Genomic DNA, 18,220 nt, shown 5'->3' with positions numbered 1-18,220 from the left:
TTCCTGATGGCCATCGCTCTGGTAGATGCCGACCTTGGTCGGCACAACCCTCCTGGCTTGACCCTATCCCCCGCCGTGACCAAGATGCGCCATCGCCGCTGACGGATCACCGCGATGTACCGCACGCTCGCTGCTGCATTGCTCTGCGCCCTGTTCGCCACCCCGTTCGCTTCGGCGCGGGATGTTCCGCCAGATCTTGCTTCCCAGCTCAACAGCCAGCTCCAGGTCAACCGCGAACGCTACGGCATCGGCGGCCAGGCGGTACTGGTCGCACACAACGGCAACGTGCTTTACGAGCACGCCAGTGGTGAACGCGACCCGGCCACCCACGCGCCCGCCACCGTCGATACCATCTTCGCCGCGCAGTCGATGGCCAAGCTGCTGACCAGCACGCTGGTGATGCAGCTGGTGGACCAGGGCAAGGTGGATCTGGATGCCCCCGCCAGTCGTTATGTGCCGGACCTGCCGACCGCGTGGCAGGCCATCCACGTGCGTGATTTCCTCAACCACAGCTCTGGCATCGGCGAATACTACGACCGCGTGGACAACCGCTGGGTGAGCAAAGGCTACCCGGGCGTGGCACCCGATCTTGCTGCTGCGTTGAAGGTGGCCGGTTCGGCGCCGCTGCAGTTCAGAACCGGCAGCCGCGTGCAGTACACGCAGGCCAACTATCTGGTGCTGACTGCGTTGCTGGAGGCGCAGTACCGCCAGCCCTATCCGGTCATTGCACGCGAACGCATCCTGCAGCCGCTGGAAATGACCAGCACCTCGTGGGGAGCAGCCAGCGTGCCGGCGCAGCGCGCGGCAATGCCGTACATCGGCAAGGACGGCCAGCTGCAGCCGGCCAATGAAGATCCATGGCCGCACTACGGTTGGGGCCACGCCGATCTGCAGACCACTGTGGGCGACATGAACCGTTTCCTGCAGGCACTGGCGACCGGCAAGCTGGTGCGCACAGCCACGCTGGAAGCGCTGTGGCAGCCACAGACACTGACCGGCGGTGGCAGCAACTTCTTCTCCACCGGCTGGGATACGACCCGCAGCGATGGCTACACACAGGTCGGCCACGATGGTGGCACCCGCGTGCGCGCGCGGCTGGCCTACAAGGGCACGCTGGCCAGCGGCTACTGGGTGTTCGTGTACCTGACCAATGGCAGCGCCCGCAATGCCTGGTCGAGCACGCTGGTGGAAAGCACGATGGCAGTGGCTGCGCCAGGCGAGTTTCCGCATGCAGCACTGTCCGAACGTTTGATCGGCTATGCCATGACCGGCGACAGCAGCAGTGAAAGCAGCCTGCGTGCGTGGCTGAGCGAGAACAGTGGCATTGCATCCAACGAACTGGAGCGGGCCATCAATGCAATCGGCTACGCGATCCGCAACAATCTGGGCAACCGGCCCGCGCTCAAGATCTTCGCCCTCAATACGGCCCTGTATCCCACCTCGGCCAATGCCTGGGACAGCCTTGCCGAATGCCATGCTGCGCTCGGTAACGCTGAGATGGCCAAAACGCTATACGCCAAATCAAATGCACTGATGAAATCCTCTTTGTAGAGTCGAGCATCTTCTACTTGAATTTGCTGTGGGGCACACCGGAAAACCAATCGGAAGGCTCAACTGAACAATGGCGAGCACGTCGGAGAAAAATGCATGGGACGCAGGCGCAACAGTCTTCTGGATGTCATGGCCACATGGCCGTGGTACATCAACGCAGCGGTGGGCGGGCTCGGCTTCGCCACTCTGCGCTGGTTGTTACCGGCGTGGCGCCAACCTGTCACTGCCCCCACTGGCGACATCCTCCTTCAGGTTCTTGCCCAACCGGTATTTGCCTGGGCCTGGTTGGCGATCTGCATGCTTGCCACCTTGCTTTCCTTGGCTGGCGCCTATAAGCGACGCCAGCTGCTGGATACCCGAACCGGGTTGGAAAGCCTGGCCACGACGGGCTGGCGAAACTTCGAGCTTCTTGTCGGCGAAGCCTTCCGGCGCCAAGGCTATGCAGTCGAAGAAACCGGACTGGGCGGCGCGGACGGTGGCATCGACCTGATCCTGCGACGCAACGGCAAGCGCACGCTGGTGCAATGCAAGCAATGGCGACGGCAGCAGGTAGGCGTGGCGGTCGTGCGCGAGATGTACGGGCTGCTCGCGCACCACAAGGCGGACGCGGCAATGGTTGTCAGCTCGGGCAAGTTCAGCCGTGATGCCCAAGCCTTCGTGGCGGGCAAACCCGTCGCATTGGTGCCCGGCGCCGAGCTACTGCGGATGATCCGCGAAGTGCAGACTCGGCCGATCACCGAACCGTTGGAACGGCTGGAGCCAACCCTGGCAACGCCCACGCAAGCCGCAACTGCCGCAACCTGCCGGAAGTGCGCTGCGCCGCTGGTTGAGCGCAAGAACCGGACTACCGGCGAGTTGTTCATGGGATGTAGCCGATTCCCGGCCTGCCGGGGGTGACGTACCGCACCCGACCTGTTAACTTGCGCGACTGTTTTTTGGTTTACAGACTGTCCGCATGCCCTTCCTGCCGCATCGCCCCGCTCCCTCCTTGCTGTCGCTGGCCATCCTGCTTGGCCTTTCCACCACCGCCCACGCAGCCCCACAGGCCACCACGCTGGACGCGGTGCAGGTCACTGCCGCCGATGCCAGCGCGCAGGCGCGCGAGGCGCTGAAGCGCGTGCCGGGCGCCAGCAACGTGATCGACGTGGCCAAGGCGGACAGCCGCCTGTCCAGCAGCGCCGACGTATTGGCCTACCAGCCCGGCATCAGCGCGCAGTCACCTGGCAACGAAGGCACCAAGGTGTCGATCCGCGGCTCGGGCATCAACCGCGGCCCGGGTGCACATGCTTCCGGCATCGCGGTGTCGATCGACGGCCTTCCACTGACCGGCCCCGGCGGCACGCCTTACGAACTGCTGGAACCGTTGTGGCTGTCACGCGTGGAAGTGCTGCGCGGTGCCAACGGCTTCGAACGCGGCGCGCTGGCACTGGGCGGAGCCATCGACTACATCAGCCGCAGCGGTCGCGACTCGGCGGGCGTGCAGCTGCACTACGAAGCCGGCAGCCGGGGCTACCAGAAGCGCGGGATCAGCTGGGGCGGCGTCAGCGGCGATGTCGATTACTTCCTGGCCTATACCGATACCGAATTCGATGGCTACCAGCGCCATGCGGCCGGCGATGGCAAGGGCGCGATGGCCAACATCGGCTGGCAGATCACCCCCGATCTGCAGACACGCTTCTTCGTGCGCTACCGCGAAACCAATCACGAGACACCCGGGCGCCTGACCCGCGAGCAGATCCGCAATGATCCGCGCGCGGCGAACGCGGCCAACCTGGCCATCGATGCGCGCCGTCCTCAGCCGGGCAGCACCTGGGTGGGCAATCTCACCACCCTGCAGATCGACGAGGATTCCTCGCTGCAGGCCGGGCTGGTCTATCACAAATACCCGATGGACTTGAACGAGAGCCTGTACCGCCAGCAGCTGGACTACGCCAACCTCAACGCCACGCTGGACTACCGCCGCCGGCATACGCTGTTCGGCCTGGACAGCGAAACCACCATCGGCCTGCGCGTAACCCACGACCTGGATGCCGATGTGCGTGAGTCGCTGCGCTTTGCCAACAACGGTTATGCCGCCGGCACCCGCACGCGCGACTTCCGCCACCACGGCACCGACAGCACGCTGCACATCGGCAACAACCTGGCCGTGAATGAACGCCTGCGCGTACAGACCGGCTTTGCACTGATCAACACCCGCCGCGATGTGCAGGTCACCTGGCCGAGCAGCGGCGGCCGCCTGCGCGACCACGACTGGGATTACGCGCCGCGGCTGGGCTTCACCTGGCAGCAGACGCCGCAGACGCAATGGTTCGGCAACCTCAGCCGTTCGGTGGAAGCGCCGCACCCGTGGTCGATGATCTGGGGCTCGAACCAGTACTTCGGCGCGGGCAATGGTCCGTCCACCGGCCGCCAGCGCGCGCCGGTGCCGATGCATAACCAGACCGCCACCACGCTGGAACTCGGCGCACGCGGCGAAGCGGCGCTGGGTCGTTGGGAATTGACCGGCTACTACGCGCACGTGAACCACGAGCTGCTGAGCGTGGAACTACAGCCGGTGCCGAACCTGTTCATCGCTGAGAACAACGCCAGCCCCACCGTGCACCGTGGCATCGAGGCCGGTCTGGACAGCACCTTGTGGCAGGCTGCACCGGGCCGTCTGTCGTTGCGCCAGGCGTACACCTTCAGCGATTTCCGCTATCGCCATGACACGCGCTTCGGCAGCAACCGCCTGCCCGGCCTGCCGCGCCACGCCTATCAGGCCGAACTGCGCTTCGACCACGCCTCGGGCCTGTATGCCGCACTGAACACCGAGTACGCCTCACGCATCGCGGTGGACTACGCCAACAGCTATTGGGCGGACGGCCACGTCATCTTCGGTAGTCGCATCGGTTACGACGCACCGGGCGGCCGCTGGCAGCTGTGGGCGGAGATGCGCAACATCGCCGACCGCCATTACGCCGCCACCGTCACCCCCGGTTACAACGATGCCGGCAAGGACGTGGCGCGCTCGACGCCCGGTGAAGGCCGCGGCGTGTATGCAGGCGTGCGCTGGCGCTTCGACTGATTCACATGGGGAGCGCCGGGCATCGCCCGGCGCCCCATGGATCATGCAATGCGCCAGGACGGCAGGCGCTCGCTGCGTCGCCAGACAGTGGGCGCGAAACCCATCATCAACAGCCCTGCCAGCCACTTCGGCGACGTGCTGAGCAGCGTAGAGGCCAACGCGGCATCCAGCGGAGCGGCGTCCTCCTGCCACGGGTTATAGCCCAGGTAGATGATGCTGCCCGCCCACCACAGCAGGGCCACCCCGATGCCCACCAGCAGCAGGGCCATCGTGCGGCAGGTCCAGCGCTGCGAGGTCGTCCCCCATTCGCGGGAAATGGCCACCAGCAGGCCGACCACCAGCAGCGACACCAAGGCCACCAGGCCGATGTCGACCTTGTGCCCGATGCGTTCATAGGTGCAGGCGCGGCACTGGGCTTCTTCGGCGGCCGCATCTGTTGTGGGCGGGGTGGCCGTAGGCCCGGACTGGGCCAGCACCGCGAAGGGCATCAACAGGGCGAACATCGCCACCATCAGCCAACGAACGAACTTCCTGTTCCTGCGTGCAGCGACATCCATGCGCTTCTCCTTGCGTGTGATTGATATTAAACGTCGTGGCAGATCCTGTTACAACGCCTTCAATACCTGCATCAGGCTGACCGCATCCGGCGCCGCCTTGGTCACCGCCTCGATGCGATGACCATCTGGATCGATCACGAACGCAGCGTAGTAGCGCTCGCCATAGTCCGGGCGCAGACCGGCAGGTCCGTTGTCTTGGCCTCCGGTGGCCAAGGCCGCATGATGGAACCGATCAACGGCGTCGCGCGTGGTTGCCGCCAGCGCCAGATGGAAGCCAGGTCCCGGCGCAACCGCATCGTCGCGCAGCTTCAGGCACAACAGGTCTTCATCCTCGACCAGACCATAGCCGATCGCAGTGTCGTCTTCGAAAACGCGGCGGTAACCGAGTGCTGCAAGAACGGCATCGTAAAAGCGACCTGCACGCTCGAGATCGCGGACACCCAACGAGAGGTGGTGCAGCATGCAGACATCCTTGCCAAGCACGCGCGGGCTGCGCTGGCCGGATTCTACCCTGCCGTGGCGCCGCGTCTACAGGCCACGTCCCATCCAGTTCCCGCCCGATCCACGGCAACCGCGGTCCGGTGTGGATCCTATATTCTGGGCAGCCACGGAACGGATCGGCTCCTGCATGCAAGCGTCCCAGTTCACCCGCCCTGTTGCCATCGTCATGTTCCTGCCGATGATCGGCCTGGCAGGCTGGGGGTCGTGGTTCGCGACCTATTGCATGAGTGACGGCTGCCTGGGCGTGTTTGCACTTTGGCTTGGCGCAATGGCGGCCTTGTTCCTGCAGGCCCTGCTGGTCTTGCCTGTGCATGCCTGGGCACTGAAACGGCAAGGGGCCGATGCGGCCAGCCGCTATGTACGCTGGCTGGTGGCATCCAGTGTCGCTGTGATGGTGCCCATGTTTGCCGGGTGGGTCTACATGTTCTTCAAGTAGTCCGCGCGCCGCTCAAGCAGGCGGTGCAGCCGCCTTCAACAACTGCGCAGCCACCTGGTCGAACGGGGTGATGTCCTGCAGTGCACGGCTCATCGCCACTGCGCCTTCCACACTGGCAATCACCAGGCTGGCCAGGCCGGTCGCCTGGGCGGGCGCGTGCCCATCGGCGACGAACGCCTCAGCCAGGTGCCCCTGCCAGCGCGCAAACACCTCGGCGGCCGCCGCACGTGGCTGGCTCGGCAGGGCCTCCACCGGCTCCTCGACGGCCGCCGCCAGCACCGGGCAGCCGGCACGAAAACCGGTACGCAGCAGGCGCTCGCGCCACATCGCCAGGAACTGCTGCAACCCCTGCACCGCGCCGCCCTTCAGCAGTTCGATCAGCAGCGCCTCCACCTTGTCGCCGGCCATCGTGGTGGCCCGTGCCAACAATTCCTGCTTGCCGCCCGGGAAGTGGTGATACGTGGACCCCAGCGGCGCATCAGCCAGTTTGGTCACTTCGCGGATGCTGGTCGCGTTGAGGCCCACACGCGCGAGCATCTGCGCTGCGGCATCGATCACACGCTGGGGGGCATCGGACGATCGCGGGCTCACGGCCGGCTCCTTGCTAAGACAGTCGTCATAGACTAGCGTATCGACCGTTCTATAACAGTCGTCATAATCATGAATCTCTGGTTCCGCCTGCTCCACCTGCTGCTGCGCAGCCTGTTCCGGCCGAAGCTGGAGGCCCCGTTCGGCGTCTCCCGCCTGCAGTTCCGGGTGCTGCCCAACGACCTGGACAGCAACCTGCACATGACCAACGGCCGCTACTGGAACATCTTCGACCTGGGCCGGCTGGACCTGATCCTGCGCATGGGCCTGGGCAAGGTGGCGCTGCGTGAGAAGTGGGCGCCGATTGTTGGCGCCGGCACCATCCAGTTCCGGCGCGAGCTGAAGCCGTTCCAGCGCTTCACCCTGGAAACGCGACTGGTCGGCTGGGTCGGCACACGCGGCATCATGGAGCAGCGCGTACTGATCGGCCCGGAGCAGAAAACCGCCACGCGTGCACTGCTGATCACCGGCATCTACGACCGCCGCGCACGTCAGTTCGTCGGCATGCCACAGATGATGGAATCGATCGGCGTGGTTGCTCCGCCCGCGCCGGCCCTGAGTGCTGCAGCCGAGGCGCTGCTGGCTGCCGATCTGGCGTTGAAGCAGGACCATGAATGACCCCTGCCGCGCAGATCAGGGGGCAGACGCCTCCACCCTCATGGGGGTCACGAAGGTGATCTGCGTGCGGCCACCCACATGCAGCACATACTCGAAGGTCTGCCGCATCTGGCTGTACGCGCCACCTTCGGGCGCGCCATAGTTGGCGCCGACGCTCACGGTGTGCCGACCGGGCGTCAGTGGCTTGAGCATCAGCCAGTAGCCGTCGGCCGCAGCCAATCGCGAATCATCGTCATCCGGATCCATGCGGAAGCAACCTTCGCTCTTCACCCGGTGCAGGCGCACGTCACCCAACGGCTGCCCGTCCAGCAGCACCACAGCGCTGACCAGATAATCGTTGTTGATCGCCGCGCCGGCCTGCAGCTCCTCGCAGGAGACGTCTTCCCCGGTCTGGTAGCTGGCCATGTTGATGATGGGCAGCAACAGGTGCCTGCCCTCGGGCACCACGCACTGCCTGCGTGGCTGGAAGCGGCCATTGGTGCCTGCCAGGTTCCAGACCGGCCCCTCCTGGCCCAGTTCACACAGGCGACCATCGGGATCCAGGTAAGGCGCAACCCTCTGCGCGTCAGCCCAGCGCCACCAACGCGCGGTCCATTCGCTCAGGGAAATGCCGGCCACCGCCTCACGTGTGACCGGTGACGCTGCAGGCGCGGCAATGGCGCTCGCCTGACCTGCAAACATCAGTACCGTGGCCACGCCGGCCAAGCGCAGCCTGCTGCCGATTCCGTTCTGCATTCCCTGCCTCGTCGTCCCTGGCGGCCACCGTGCGCGGCCGGCTCGGTGGACACTTTATCGCAGCGGCGCCGCGTCCGTTGGTGGTGCGGCTCTGTGAGTGGCTTCTGGCGGAACTGGCGATAGGGTAGTGTCGGCCGCTGGCCGGCAATCCGTTCGGCATGCAGATCGAGGTTGCCGGCCAGCGGCCGGCACTACCCCAATCTCAGCGCTTGGGCGCGTTCGCCTGCGCGCGCTTGATCGCCGCCTCGGCCAGCGGTGCCATCAGCGCATAGCCCTTCGCCGTCGGATGCACGCCATCGGTTGCCAACTGCGCATCCAGTCCGCCGGCACGGTTGGCCATCGGCGTGTGGTAGTCCAGATAGACCAGCCCGCGCGCATCGGCCTGCCGCTTCAACGCAGCATTCAATGCACGCACCTTGGGCCCAGGTGCTATGCCCGGCATCCACGGGTACTCGCTGACCGGCAACACCGACGCCAGCACCACCGCAATGCCATGCGCTTTGGCCAGATCCAGCATGGCCTGCAGGTTGTCCTCGATCATCGCCTGCGTGGACGGGCCGGTGTTCCCGGCGATGTCATTGGTGCCGGCCAGGATCACCACCACATCCGGGCGCAGCGCCAGTACATCCTGCGAAAAGCGCACCAGCATCTGCGCGGTGGTCTGTCCGCTGATGCCGCGATTGAGGTAGCCCTTGCCGGGGAAGAACGTGCTGCTGCCTTCCTTGCCCCAGCCTTCGGTGATCGAATCGCCGAAGAACACCACGCGTGACTGGCCGGCCCGTGGCGCGGGCAATGCGGCATTGGCTGCGCGGTACTTCTGCAGCTGCGGCCAGTCGGACAGACGCTGCTGCATGAAGCGCACTTCGTCTGGCTGCACCTGCTCCACTGGCTTGGTCAGCAATGGATTGCTGGCCGCCTGCACCAATACGGGCGTGGCCAGCCCCGCCATGAGCGATCCGGCCAGCAGCCAGGCCAGTGAAGTCCTCCTGCGCATGAGCATCCTCCGTTGTCGACCTGGGCAGTCTAGCGCGGCCTGCCAATGGTCACTTGGCCGATGCAGCCGCCCTTGCCGCCACACCCGTCACCTTCGCCGGCATCCACATCCCTGGTGTCCAGCCGCTGGCGAGCAGGATCGCCTTCGGGTTGTCCTGCTGGATCAGCGCGCGCACGGCATCGCGCTTGTTGCCGGCCTGCAGGTAATACGCCTTGGCGATGCGGTAGCCCACCCAGTAACCCAGATCGTAGGGCTCCTGCGAACCCGGCGTGTAGTTGTACAGCCAGGGCGTCAGATCGGTGCTGTCCACGTCCAGCGCGAAGGCACTTTCGATGTGCACTTCCCTGCCCCGCGTCCAGCCGGCATGCCGGCCATTGCCAACGTTGCCGGAAATCAGCTCGGCGATGAACTCGGCGATCCCCTCGCCCAGCGACTCGCGCAGCACCGTCGCCCGCGGGTCGCCTGCTTCGTACTCGCTCACCCCGGTCTGCTGGATATGCACGTACTCATGCGCGATCACGTGCACGAAGCGGTCCTGCGCGTTGGCGTTCATGAAATCGGCCGCGCACAGTGCTTCCAGGCCGATCACCACGCCATCGGGGTAGGTCATTCCCACCGGCTTGCCGCGCCCCACCACGATCGCCACCGGCGGAAACTTCGCCTGCGGATATATCGCCTGCAGATTGGCGAACACCTGCACCAGTCGCTGCCGCACCGCCGGCAACTCCGCCAGGCAGGCCCGTCCATTGGCGTACAGCGCAGGGTCGCGCGCCATCGCTTCGGCCATGCGCTGGGCGGTCACCCGACGCAGCTTGGCGAACTGGGCCAGGCTCGGCGTGCCCTGTGCCAGGTACTGCTCAAGCTGGGCCACGCTGGGCTTGCCGCCAGCGGCCTCGTACAGCGCGTAGAAACGGCTGGCATCGGCGGTCAGGATTTCCGGTCCCGGCGCGGCCGCCTGGGCAGCGCCGATCACCCCGCCGAGGGCCAGGGCAAGCAGGCAGCGCAATGACACGAACATGGCTCCGTCCTTGGTGGAGTGCACGCGAAGCGCGCAATCTACCACCGCGTCGTCGCATGCGCTGCCGTATCGTGCAACGCCCTCCCCTGCTATGCCAGACTCGCGGCGAGCGGCTGCCATGGAAGCAAGGGGAAGACAGGATGATGATCGTTCCAGCGTACTGGGCCGAAGCCCGCCTGCAGGACAGGTACAGGGGACGCCCGGTGGTGGTACGCCGGTTCGGCTGGTCCGACGACGACCAGGATGCCGCGCAGGCCCATGCCGATGCACGTGCGCGCGAAGCGCTCGACGCCATCCTCAGCGGCCAGGCCGTGCCGCGTCGCGAGCGACGAACCAACTACGGCGTGGAAGGCATCCCGATCCGCGAGCAGATCGTGCAGCGCAGCGACGATGTCATCGTTACCCGCAACAGCTACGGCGCGCTGTGCCTGAACACCCCGGACGTACTGTTTGCGGATATCGACCACGTGTCCACTCCGTCAGGCTGCGCATTGCCGCTGCTCGGTGCGCTGGGGCTGCTGGTGGCCGGTGCGCTGATCGGCGGTGCGCTGGGCAACTTCAACGTCGGCCTGGCGGCCGGCGGCATTGCGATGGTGGTGGTCAACCAGGTCCTGTCGGGGCGGCGCAAGCGACGGCTGGCCCGGTCCGGCGGTGTCGAAGGCATCGCACTGCAGCGCGTGCAGGCATTCGTCGAGCACCACCCCGACTGGCACCTGCGCGCTTACCGCACCCCGGCCGGGCTGCGCATACTGGCCATGCATGCCACGTTCGAACCACAGGATGCGCAGGTGCATGCCTTCTTCAAGGCGTTGGGCACCGACACGTTGTATGCACGCATGTGCACGCTGCAGCATTGCTTCCGTGCGCGGCTGACACCCAAACCGTGGCGGCTTGGCATCATCGCGCGCATCCGTCCACCGGTGGCGGCCTGGTCGGCCGAGCAGGCCAGCAACCCCGACCGACTGGCGTGGATCGCCGAGTACGAAAGGGAAAGCGTCGGCTTCGCTGCATGCGCCTATGTCCGCAGCTTCGGCGATGAGCGCCGCGTGGACGCCAAGGCCGAACGCGTGCGCGACCTGCATGACCGGATGTCGCGTGCGCTGGAGAACCTGCCGCTGGGCTGAGTGCCCGTCGTGCTCAGCGACCGCCTTGCACGAAGGGTTGGCCCGCCAGCGTGGTTCCCACCTGCAGGACGACCTGCTGCCCATCCTTGGCGAAGGTGCTGCTGCAATTGTTACCGCCCTTCTGGCAACCCACTTCCGGGAAACCATCCAATACTTCGGGCGCATCGCGTGGCGGGCTGGCCTGCCATCCTGCGGCATCAAGAAGGCGCTTGGCCTTGCTGTAGGGCATGCCGGCAGTGATGCCCAACGCTGCCAGCTCGGCCGGCAGCGGCTGGGCGAATGCAATGCCCGGGCCAACGGAAATCGACAGCGATACGGCGAGGATGAAGGCCTTCATGGAGCGAACCCGTAGCGGACATCAGATGCGCAGCGTACCGCAGCTTTGTGGCCGATCCATGCCTGCATCACAGATGGTTACGCAACAGCGACAGGGGGATACCTGGCCCGGCTGTGCCCTCGTAGTCCCCCCTGTTCATGGCCCGGTCGTGCACTTCAATGCCTCCAGCTCAAGCTCCTGTTTCAAGCGATGCTGCAGCCAGGTGCTTTTGAAGCGGGCACGTGTTGCCTCCCCCTCTGGCAGCAACCGGGTCAACGCGTCACTCAGCGCGGGGCGCCACTGATCCGGCGCGAGCGACAGTGATCGCTGATTCACCTGCCCACTAGACAGCTGCTTCCATGGCAACATCAAGGCCTTCTGCGATCTCGACAGAAACACCACGTCAGGCTTGCCCTGGCGCTTCACCGTTACCGACATCACCGGATAATCGTCAGTCCACGCCACCCCGTCCCCCCTGAAGTGCTGCTGCACTCGCTGGTGCAGCCCCTGGACAGTCAACGTCCGACGGGCCCACGCCTGCTGATCGGCGAATGTGCACGATGCCGGCGGCATTGATCGCAGTTTCGGATCCAACTCCAGCATCTCAGCGCGTTCAAGGCGGCCCGCAATCAGACTGATCGTGGCCTCCTTGGACAGCGGGGCAGCATCAATAGCCGCTTCGAACGCTTCGACCGCAGCAGCCGGCAATATCTGCTTGGGCAATTCCTGGCTTCCCGCCGAATCTGTGACACGAACACGCGTGGTGATTCCACGTACATTGCGCTCGATAAGCCAGTGCTCCGAAACACCTCCCCAACCGGACCAGTCGTAGGCCACATCGATGCGCATGGGCCCATCGGCTGCAGCAGCCATAGCGGCCGGACACAGGGCTACGACGACGAGAAACCAGGCCTTCATGACGCTCCTTGGAAAGCGGATTCTGTGGCACATGCAGCCTTCGTGCATCACAACCGGGCATGGCTCGGTGCTACTGGACGCGTGAAGCAGAAAGGCCGCCCCGGAGGGCGGCCTTGCAGGATTACTTCGCGTTCTTCACGTAGGTGTCGAACCAATTCAGCATTTCATAGACCAGCTGCTCGTTCGATTCCAGCGCGGTGTACCAGTGCGGCTCGTTGGGCAGCATCACCAGGCGGGTGGTACCACCATTGCCGCGGATCGCCTGGTACAGCTTGCGCGACTGGAACGGCTCGGTGCCCGGGTTGGCATCGTCCTCGCCGTGGACCAGCAGCAGCGGCAGCTTGATCTTGTCGGCGTAGAAGAACGGCGAGGCCTTCAGGTACACATCCTGCGCCTGCCATACCGAGCGACGCTCGTTCTGGAAGCCGAACGGGGTGAAGGTCTTGTTGTACGAGCCACTGGTCGCCACGCCGGCCTTGAACAGGTTGGTGTGGGCGATCAGGTTGGCGGTCATCAGGCCACCATGGCTGTGGCCGGTCACGCCGATGCGGTTGCGGTCGACCACGCCCAGCTCCACGGCCTTGTCCACCGCCGCCTTGGCGTCGGCTTCCAGCTGTTCCAGATAGGTGTCGTAGGCGTTCTTCGGGTCACCCACGATCGGGAACGAGGCGTTGTCGATGATCGCGTAGCCGGCCAGCAGCATCAGGCGGTACGGCTGCAGACGGGTGAACGTCTGCTGCGAACCGGAGACCTGCCCGGCCTGCGCGGCATTGGCGAAGTCGGCCGGGTAGGCATACAGGATCGCCGGCACGCGCTGGCCTTCCTTGTAGCCCGGCGGCGTGTACAGGGTGAACGACAGGTCCACGCCATCGGCGCGCTTGTAGGTCACCAGGCGCTTCTGGATCTGCCGCACTTCCGGGGTCGGGTCGACCAGCTTGGTCAACGCAGCAGGCTTGGACTGGAATTGTGCCTCGCCGGCCTTGGCATCGTTGATGCGCTCACCGAGCAGACGCACGAACGCGTTCGGCGGGTCCATCACCGACTGGTGCCAGGTCAGGAAGCGCCCCGGTGTATTGCTGAACCCCAGGAACTGCTCGTACGCATCGGCATCACTGCGGAACAGACGTTCGCTCTTCAACGTAGCCAGATCGAGCGCATCCAGGAACGGACGGTCGCCCTGCGGCGACGCCCCCTGCCCGCGCAGGAACACGGTGTTGCCCTCCTGGCGCACCACCGGCGCACCGCTGGGCAGGCGCTTGAACACCAGGTTGCCCGGGTTGCCGTACAGCTCATCGCTGGACATGTCCCACAGCAGGCGACCTTCCTTCTTCGGCTGGTCCACATCGACGATGCGGGCCTGCATCCAGTGGCGGTTCTCGTCGTTCTCGAACTGGAACGACACGGCCGGGTCGGCCGACCACGCAAAGCCCTCGAAGCGCTGTGCAGTGCGGGCGATTTCCACCGGCTTGCCGGTGAACGGGGCCTTCAGCATCAGCACGCGATCGCGATGCGGCACGCTCACCTTCCAGTCGCCCTTGTCCAGCGCTTCGGCATAGACCAGGGTGGCCGGATCGGTGGAGCGCCAGTCATAACCCCGCGGGCCTTCCGGCACACCGTGTACCGGCACGCGATCGGCCAGCGGCAGGCTGGCCAGAACCGTATTGCGGCCATTGGCCAGATCCAGCACCGCCACATCATTGGCGAAACGCTGGTAGGTCACCGCATGCGAGAACGGCGCCTTCAGGGTCTCGGTCAGCACATGCTCGCCATCGGGCGCGGCGTTGACGTCGTTGTACAGCGCCGGCTGGCCAACCGGGCGCACGCTGCCGGCAGCGGCATCGACCACCGCCAGCTGCGAGGCACCGTAATAGGCGAACAGCTTTTCGTCGTGCACGCTGGTCAGCGTGTCGCGCGCTTCATAGGTGCTGCTCTCGCCACTGCTGCCCAGCGACTCCTGCGCGTCCGGACCGGTGGGCGTACCGCCGTTGGACGGCGCCGGCCCCTGGTTGGCCGGCACCAGCTTCACCAGCAGGTTCTGGCTGCCGCCCAGCCACTGCACCGTGCTGCCGAAGATGGGGTTCAACTGCACGTTCGGCACCTGCTTCACCTGGCCGGTGGCGGCGTCGCCCACCCACAGCTGCACGCTGGTATCGACGGCATTCTGGAAGGCGAAACGGCTGCCATCGGCCGACCACTGTGCGCCACCTGCGCACCCCTGCGGCAGGTTCACCTTGGTGCTCTTGCCGCTGACGATCTCGACCAGGGTGAAGTCGGCCACACACGCCGGAATGCCATAGCCGCCGGGGGTGTCGTGGCGGCTGCGGTTCTTCGGTTCCAGGCGCACGCCAGCCAGCTTCAGGTACGGCTGGGCGACGCGGGTGATGGACGGATAGGTCTGCGCGGTGGTCAGCAGCAGGCGCTGGCCGCTGGGGTCGATGTTCGGTGCCGGCGGCGGCGGCGCCTTGAGCACCTTGAGCAGGTGTTCCGGCGGCTTGGCGTAGTCGGCGAAGGCCGGGCCGGCGGCCAGCAGGCCGAGCGTGGCAACGGCAACGGCCGCCGCCAGAGAGGTACGACGGATGAGCATCCTTTTCCCCTGGGGTGTGAGTTGGGTACCCGCACGGCGGGCATGGGCCGAATCTAACACCCCCTGCCCACCGGGAAATGGGCCGGAAGGGCTAGTCGCCCCATCCTGCAAAGCGTGGCCCCGCCTGGCCCGGCCCCTCTCTGGACGCCCCTCGCCTACTGCCGCGCGTGCAACTCCCAGGTGGACAGATAATCGGGATCGATCACCGTCACCCCGCTGGACCGCAACTGGTACTCGCCCGGAGCGGCCGGCAGGTACTGGTCCAGCATGGGCGGCAGGTAGCGCTCATGGCCGTCATCGCCATCGGCCAGCACCAGCCCTTCTTCGGCACTGACCCTCAGCACGGTGCCGGCAAACTGCTCCAGCCCCTGCACCTGACCATCGCCGCCAAAACGGGTAACGCCCACCAGCACCAGCTTGCCAATCATCTGCGCGGCCTTGGCATCATCCAGATCCAGGGGCGGCAGGGCTCCTCTCGATTCGTTGCTCATCGTGCACCTCGGAAGCCTGCGTGGACATCGTGGACGAGATGCGCGCCCAGTGCTGCGAACGAAGCAGCGCCCTGGGGCGACTCGCATGCATGTAGTGGCTCTGCGCACTGCGGGATGCAGAGCCAACCATCGGTGCTCAACTCACGGAAGAATTCTGTCTGAGGCTGCATGAACCGCAGCAACGTCTTCAGCATGTCTGCCAACACCAGCGCACGCTGCCTGCGCGATAGGCTGGTTGCTGATGCGGTAGGTATACGCGTGAACAGGACTGTGCATCGCGGGCCTCCTTGCCGAGGGGAGTGGCCTCGCAGGGCCACGTTCAACGCTGCGCAAATGTGCCGGAAACGAGCTGGCGGGTGTCGGTCGCGGGAAAGCGGCAGACCTGCAACTCAAGGCCACGCCAGCGCTCAATCTATCGTCTACACCGCTGGATGCTGCCATCGGTCGCGGAACGACGAAGTGAAGAAAGATCCATGCATGCGGAGCCAACTGCGCGCGGCCACGGCCACGCTCTGCGCGGGTAATCCAGCTGCAGCCAAGGCCCGAGCCCCGAAGCGCCCTGCCCGGTTTCAGCCATCATCCATTGCATTTAACCTGTGATTCACCTGACCCCATCCAGAGTCAGCGCTCAACGTGCAAGGAACGCTCATGCTTGGGTACGCATTCACACGGCCGTGGACAATCGTCCTAAGTGCGGCCTCGCTCTGCGCCTGCGCACACGCGACTGACCAATCGTCGACTTCTCAAGGACCCGCCACCATGGCATCGACTGCCTCCGACGCCGCAACGCCGTCTGCGCTCACCGCAGACCAACTCCTGTTGCGCCTGCTGGATCTGATCAAGGACACCAACTCCACCCGTGAACTGACCCTTGAACGGGTATCGCAGGCCATGCAGGCGCCCGCGCAGCGTTTCGGCCCGGGTCACTTCGGCTACGGCGGCACGCTGACGCCGGAATGGAGCTACGGGCTGGAAATCAAGACGGCTGGCGCCGCCGATACGCGTCTGGATCTCAATTTCATCGATACCACCGCCGAGCGCAAAGCGAACGCATCGGCGATCTGTCAGGTCGACTTCGATCAGTTCGCCTCGGGTCTGCAGGCCGCGGGTTTCAAGCGTGAAACCATCCGCGGCGAGCACGGCCGCGTCATCCATGACCGTTTCGATCGCCCGAACCTGAGCATCAAGGTCGACACGATGGCTGAGAATCCGACCCCGTCTGGCGAGCCGGCACATGCCTGCGTCCGCCTTGTCACCGTGCAGTAAGGAGCGGCGCACCATGCCTACGCTTTCAGCGGATACGGAACGCCTGCTGACCGAATTTGCAGGAAAACCCGATGTAACGACCGATCAGGTCGACAACCTTCGCAAGGCCATCGCCAACTCTCCGGCGCTGGCAACCCAGGTCGACTCGGCCATCGCCGCCGGTCATCTGCAGCGCTTTGAGCTGCTGCCTGCCGACAGCAGTGTGGGCGGCGAGTACGACGGCGGCGCAAAGACGATCAGCCTGCCTGCGTCCAGTCTGTCCACCCCAGCGCGGGACAGGCATGACGCTGCAGAGCTGACATTCGTTCTGGGCCATGAGCTGCAGCACGGGTTCAATGATGCAGCGACCGAACGGGCCTATAAGCAGTTTGATTCCGATATTGCAGACATTGCCGCACGCGATTCGACCCACGACTACACCCAGGCCATCGGCAACCTGCTCGCAGCCAACCGGCGCGACGAGGCATCGGCGAACATCGAGGGCTGGAACGCATTGGTAGGCATGGTCAAGACCGCCAAACCGGACGCCACGCTGGAAGATGTCTACAAAGCAAGTACCCGTGCAGAGGAGTTCGTGCGCGTACAGCCCGGCCCGCCGATGACCTATGCCGCGCATCCGGACCTCACACTCAATGCAGACCTGAGCATGACCGCCACTGCCGCCAACATCGAGGGCATGGGCAAGCACTACTACGACGAAGGCGTGTCGTCGCGGCTGGGTCCCAATGGCAATTCGGATTACCAGAATTTCTACGCTGCTTATGCCATCGGCCGGGCCTGCGAGGAAGAGGCCAGAAACCCGGCACCCGATGGCATCAGCCGGATGTCGGTGAACATGGCGCAGCTGGGCCTGCAGGAAAGCCTGCTGGAACAGAACGGCCTGTCTCTGGGTGAGGGCACGCAGCCACGGCAGCCCTACTTCGATACCAGCACCTCGCCGTCCACGCTGCACTATTTCGACCACACCGAAGGCACCTACGCCCACGTACCCATCACTGCACAGGCAACCACACCCGTGCCGACCGCGGCGCAGGCTGCGCCGTTGGCGGGTGGCAACGACCGCGCCCTGCACGATCAGATCCGCGGCAAGGTGGCAGAGCTGGATGCCGCCAACGGCCGCAGCTTCGACGCCTCCAGTGAACGCTTGAGCGCAAGCCTGCTGGTACTGGCCCGCGAGAACGGCCTGGACCGCGTGGATCATGTGGTGCTCAGCCGGCAGGCAGGCGATGTCGCTGCGGCGCAGAACGTGTTCGTGGTGAAGGGCGCTCTGGATGATCCTGCGTCGCTACGCGCATCGACAGCCACAGCCGAAGCCGCGCAGCGGCCGGTGCAGGAAAGCCTGGACAGCCTCGCTACCGTCAACCAGCGCCAGGCCGACCACGCCTCGCAGGAACAGACGCGCCAGCAGGTGCAGGAACAGCAGCGCAGCGCGTTGTCGCACTGAGGTCAGGGACAGCGC

18 protein-coding genes are annotated in these 18,220 nt (G+C 65.4%); 8 read left to right on the top strand and 10 right to left on the bottom strand.

What is annotated here, in order from left to right; all coding sequences use genetic code 11:
• Nucleotides 1–114: 114 nt before the first annotated feature.
• The 3 genes from K5K93_RS20140 (at nt 115) to K5K93_RS20130 (ending at nt 4,615) form a co-directional block, all read left to right on the top strand.
• The gene (locus tag K5K93_RS20140; RefSeq protein WP_222388955.1) at nt 115–1,551 is read left to right on the top strand and encodes a serine hydrolase domain-containing protein; all 1,437 of its coding nucleotides are present in this window, start codon (nt 115–117) and stop codon (nt 1,549–1,551) included.
• Between the two features lie 96 nt (nt 1,552–1,647).
• Nucleotides 1,648–2,448, top strand: coding sequence for a restriction endonuclease (locus K5K93_RS20135; protein ID WP_222388950.1), 801 nt, complete (start codon nt 1,648–1,650; stop codon nt 2,446–2,448).
• A 58-nt stretch (nt 2,449–2,506) separates the two neighbouring features.
• On the top strand, nt 2,507–4,615 hold the full coding sequence (locus tag K5K93_RS20130; RefSeq protein WP_222388942.1) for a TonB-dependent receptor: 2,109 nt from the start codon (nt 2,507–2,509) through the stop codon (nt 4,613–4,615).
• 41 nt (nt 4,616–4,656) lie between these two features.
• Here K5K93_RS20130 and K5K93_RS20125 read toward each other — a convergent pair whose 3' ends face one another.
• Both K5K93_RS20125 and K5K93_RS20120 read right to left on the bottom strand, forming a co-directional pair.
• Complete coding sequence (locus K5K93_RS20125) at nt 4,657–5,172, bottom strand: hypothetical protein (protein ID WP_099842970.1); 516 nt, start codon at nt 5,170–5,172, stop codon at nt 4,657–4,659.
• A gap of 48 nt (nt 5,173–5,220) precedes the next feature.
• Entirely contained in the window at nt 5,221–5,634 is a 414-nt protein-coding gene (locus tag K5K93_RS20120; RefSeq protein WP_093819088.1) for a VOC family protein, read from the bottom strand.
• Here K5K93_RS20120 and K5K93_RS20115 point away from each other — a divergent pair.
• Nucleotides 5,633–6,109: a hypothetical protein gene (locus K5K93_RS20115; protein ID WP_261311883.1), complete on the top strand. Its 477-nt coding sequence runs from the start codon at nt 5,633–5,635 to the stop codon at nt 6,107–6,109. The two genes, K5K93_RS20120 and K5K93_RS20115, sit on opposite strands and share 2 nt — an antisense overlap.
• Before the next feature lie 12 nt (nt 6,110–6,121).
• On the opposite strand, the gene K5K93_RS20110 is transcribed toward K5K93_RS20115, so the two are convergent.
• Complete coding sequence (locus tag K5K93_RS20110) at nt 6,122–6,700, bottom strand: TetR/AcrR family transcriptional regulator (RefSeq protein WP_140225818.1); 579 nt, start codon at nt 6,698–6,700, stop codon at nt 6,122–6,124.
• Between the two features lie 69 nt (nt 6,701–6,769).
• Here K5K93_RS20110 and K5K93_RS20105 point away from each other — a divergent pair, with 69 nt between their 5' ends.
• Nucleotides 6,770–7,315, top strand: a complete 546-nt coding sequence (locus tag K5K93_RS20105; protein ID WP_222388938.1) for a thioesterase family protein — start codon at nt 6,770–6,772, stop codon at nt 7,313–7,315.
• 15 nt (nt 7,316–7,330) lie between these two features.
• Here the strand turns inward: K5K93_RS20105 and K5K93_RS20100 are convergent, their stop codons facing one another.
• From K5K93_RS20100 to K5K93_RS20090, 3 genes are all read right to left on the bottom strand, one after another.
• Nucleotides 7,331–8,050 (bottom strand): hypothetical protein, encoded by a 720-nt coding sequence (locus K5K93_RS20100; RefSeq protein WP_261311882.1) that lies wholly within the window; start codon nt 8,048–8,050, stop codon nt 7,331–7,333.
• A 202-nt stretch (nt 8,051–8,252) separates the two neighbouring features.
• Nucleotides 8,253–8,999, bottom strand: coding sequence for an SGNH/GDSL hydrolase family protein (locus K5K93_RS20095; RefSeq protein WP_261311982.1), 747 nt, complete (start codon nt 8,997–8,999; stop codon nt 8,253–8,255).
• A 94-nt stretch (nt 9,000–9,093) separates the two neighbouring features.
• On the bottom strand, nt 9,094–10,062 hold the full coding sequence (locus K5K93_RS20090) for a DUF2268 domain-containing putative Zn-dependent protease (protein ID WP_222388933.1): 969 nt from the start codon (nt 10,060–10,062) through the stop codon (nt 9,094–9,096).
• A 140-nt stretch (nt 10,063–10,202) separates the two neighbouring features.
• Here K5K93_RS20090 and K5K93_RS20085 point away from each other — a divergent pair, with 140 nt between their 5' ends.
• The gene (locus K5K93_RS20085) at nt 10,203–11,186 is read left to right on the top strand and encodes a hypothetical protein (protein ID WP_222388929.1); all 984 of its coding nucleotides are present in this window, start codon (nt 10,203–10,205) and stop codon (nt 11,184–11,186) included.
• A gap of 13 nt (nt 11,187–11,199) precedes the next feature.
• Here the strand turns inward: K5K93_RS20085 and K5K93_RS20080 are convergent, their stop codons facing one another.
• The 4 genes from K5K93_RS20080 to K5K93_RS20065 all read right to left on the bottom strand — a co-directional run bounded on the left by K5K93_RS20080 (nt 11,200) and on the right by K5K93_RS20065 (nt 15,495).
• Entirely contained in the window at nt 11,200–11,523 is a 324-nt protein-coding gene (locus K5K93_RS20080; protein WP_222388924.1) for a hypothetical protein, read from the bottom strand.
• 135 nt (nt 11,524–11,658) lie between these two features.
• Nucleotides 11,659–12,420 (bottom strand): hypothetical protein, encoded by a 762-nt coding sequence (locus tag K5K93_RS20075; RefSeq protein ID WP_222388923.1) that lies wholly within the window; start codon nt 12,418–12,420, stop codon nt 11,659–11,661.
• Between the two features lie 121 nt (nt 12,421–12,541).
• Nucleotides 12,542–15,004, bottom strand: a complete 2,463-nt coding sequence (locus K5K93_RS20070) for a prolyl oligopeptidase family serine peptidase (RefSeq protein ID WP_222388920.1) — start codon at nt 15,002–15,004, stop codon at nt 12,542–12,544.
• A gap of 155 nt (nt 15,005–15,159) precedes the next feature.
• The gene (locus K5K93_RS20065) at nt 15,160–15,495 is read right to left on the bottom strand and encodes a hypothetical protein (protein WP_025876944.1); all 336 of its coding nucleotides are present in this window, start codon (nt 15,493–15,495) and stop codon (nt 15,160–15,162) included.
• Between the two features lie 759 nt (nt 15,496–16,254).
• Between K5K93_RS20065 and K5K93_RS20060 the strand changes: the two genes are divergently transcribed.
• Entirely contained in the window at nt 16,255–16,761 is a 507-nt protein-coding gene (locus tag K5K93_RS20060) for a hypothetical protein (RefSeq protein WP_261311881.1), read from the top strand.
• 13 nt (nt 16,762–16,774) lie between these two features.
• On the top strand, nt 16,775–18,205 hold the full coding sequence (locus K5K93_RS20055; RefSeq protein WP_222388914.1) for an XVIPCD domain-containing protein: 1,431 nt from the start codon (nt 16,775–16,777) through the stop codon (nt 18,203–18,205).
• The last annotated feature ends 15 nt before the right edge of the window (nt 18,206–18,220 follow it).

Origin of the sequence: Stenotrophomonas sp. DR822 (genome assembly GCF_019793815.1) — a bacterium.
GTDB lineage: Bacteria > Pseudomonadota > Gammaproteobacteria > Xanthomonadales > Xanthomonadaceae > Stenotrophomonas > Stenotrophomonas indicatrix.
Note: the sequence above shows the minus strand (reverse complement) of the source record. Positions and strands in the feature narration are given on the sequence as shown.

Bases quoted from the DNA above. Each gene is read 5' to 3' on its own strand.
- K5K93_RS20140 (WP_222388955.1), top strand. From the start codon at position 115: ATGTACCGCACGCTCGCTGCTGCATTGCTCTGCGCCCTGTTCGCCACC.
- K5K93_RS20135 (WP_222388950.1), top strand. From the start codon at position 1,648: ATGGGACGCAGGCGCAACAGTCTTCTGGATGTCATGGCCACATGGCCG.
- K5K93_RS20130 (WP_222388942.1), top strand. From the start codon at position 2,507: ATGCCCTTCCTGCCGCATCGCCCCGCTCCCTCCTTGCTGTCGCTGGCC.
- K5K93_RS20125 (WP_099842970.1), bottom strand. From the start codon at position 5,172: ATGGATGTCGCTGCACGCAGGAACAGGAAGTTCGTTCGTTGGCTGATG.
- K5K93_RS20115 (WP_261311883.1), top strand. From the start codon at position 5,633: ATGCAGACATCCTTGCCAAGCACGCGCGGGCTGCGCTGGCCGGATTCT.
- K5K93_RS20120 (WP_093819088.1), bottom strand. From the start codon at position 5,634: ATGCTGCACCACCTCTCGTTGGGTGTCCGCGATCTCGAGCGTGCAGGT.
- K5K93_RS20105 (WP_222388938.1), top strand. From the start codon at position 6,770: ATGAATCTCTGGTTCCGCCTGCTCCACCTGCTGCTGCGCAGCCTGTTC.
- K5K93_RS20100 (WP_261311882.1), bottom strand. From the start codon at position 8,050: ATGCAGAACGGAATCGGCAGCAGGCTGCGCTTGGCCGGCGTGGCCACG.
- K5K93_RS20095 (WP_261311982.1), bottom strand. From the start codon at position 8,999: ATGGCGGGGCTGGCCACGCCCGTATTGGTGCAGGCGGCCAGCAATCCA.
- K5K93_RS20090 (WP_222388933.1), bottom strand. From the start codon at position 10,062: ATGTTCGTGTCATTGCGCTGCCTGCTTGCCCTGGCCCTCGGCGGGGTG.
- K5K93_RS20085 (WP_222388929.1), top strand. From the start codon at position 10,203: ATGATGATCGTTCCAGCGTACTGGGCCGAAGCCCGCCTGCAGGACAGG.
- K5K93_RS20080 (WP_222388924.1), bottom strand. From the start codon at position 11,523: ATGAAGGCCTTCATCCTCGCCGTATCGCTGTCGATTTCCGTTGGCCCG.
- K5K93_RS20075 (WP_222388923.1), bottom strand. From the start codon at position 12,420: ATGAAGGCCTGGTTTCTCGTCGTCGTAGCCCTGTGTCCGGCCGCTATG.
- K5K93_RS20070 (WP_222388920.1), bottom strand. From the start codon at position 15,004: ATGCTCATCCGTCGTACCTCTCTGGCGGCGGCCGTTGCCGTTGCCACG.
- K5K93_RS20065 (WP_025876944.1), bottom strand. From the start codon at position 15,495: ATGAGCAACGAATCGAGAGGAGCCCTGCCGCCCCTGGATCTGGATGAT.
- K5K93_RS20060 (WP_261311881.1), top strand. From the start codon at position 16,255: ATGGCATCGACTGCCTCCGACGCCGCAACGCCGTCTGCGCTCACCGCA.
- K5K93_RS20055 (WP_222388914.1), top strand. From the start codon at position 16,775: ATGCCTACGCTTTCAGCGGATACGGAACGCCTGCTGACCGAATTTGCA.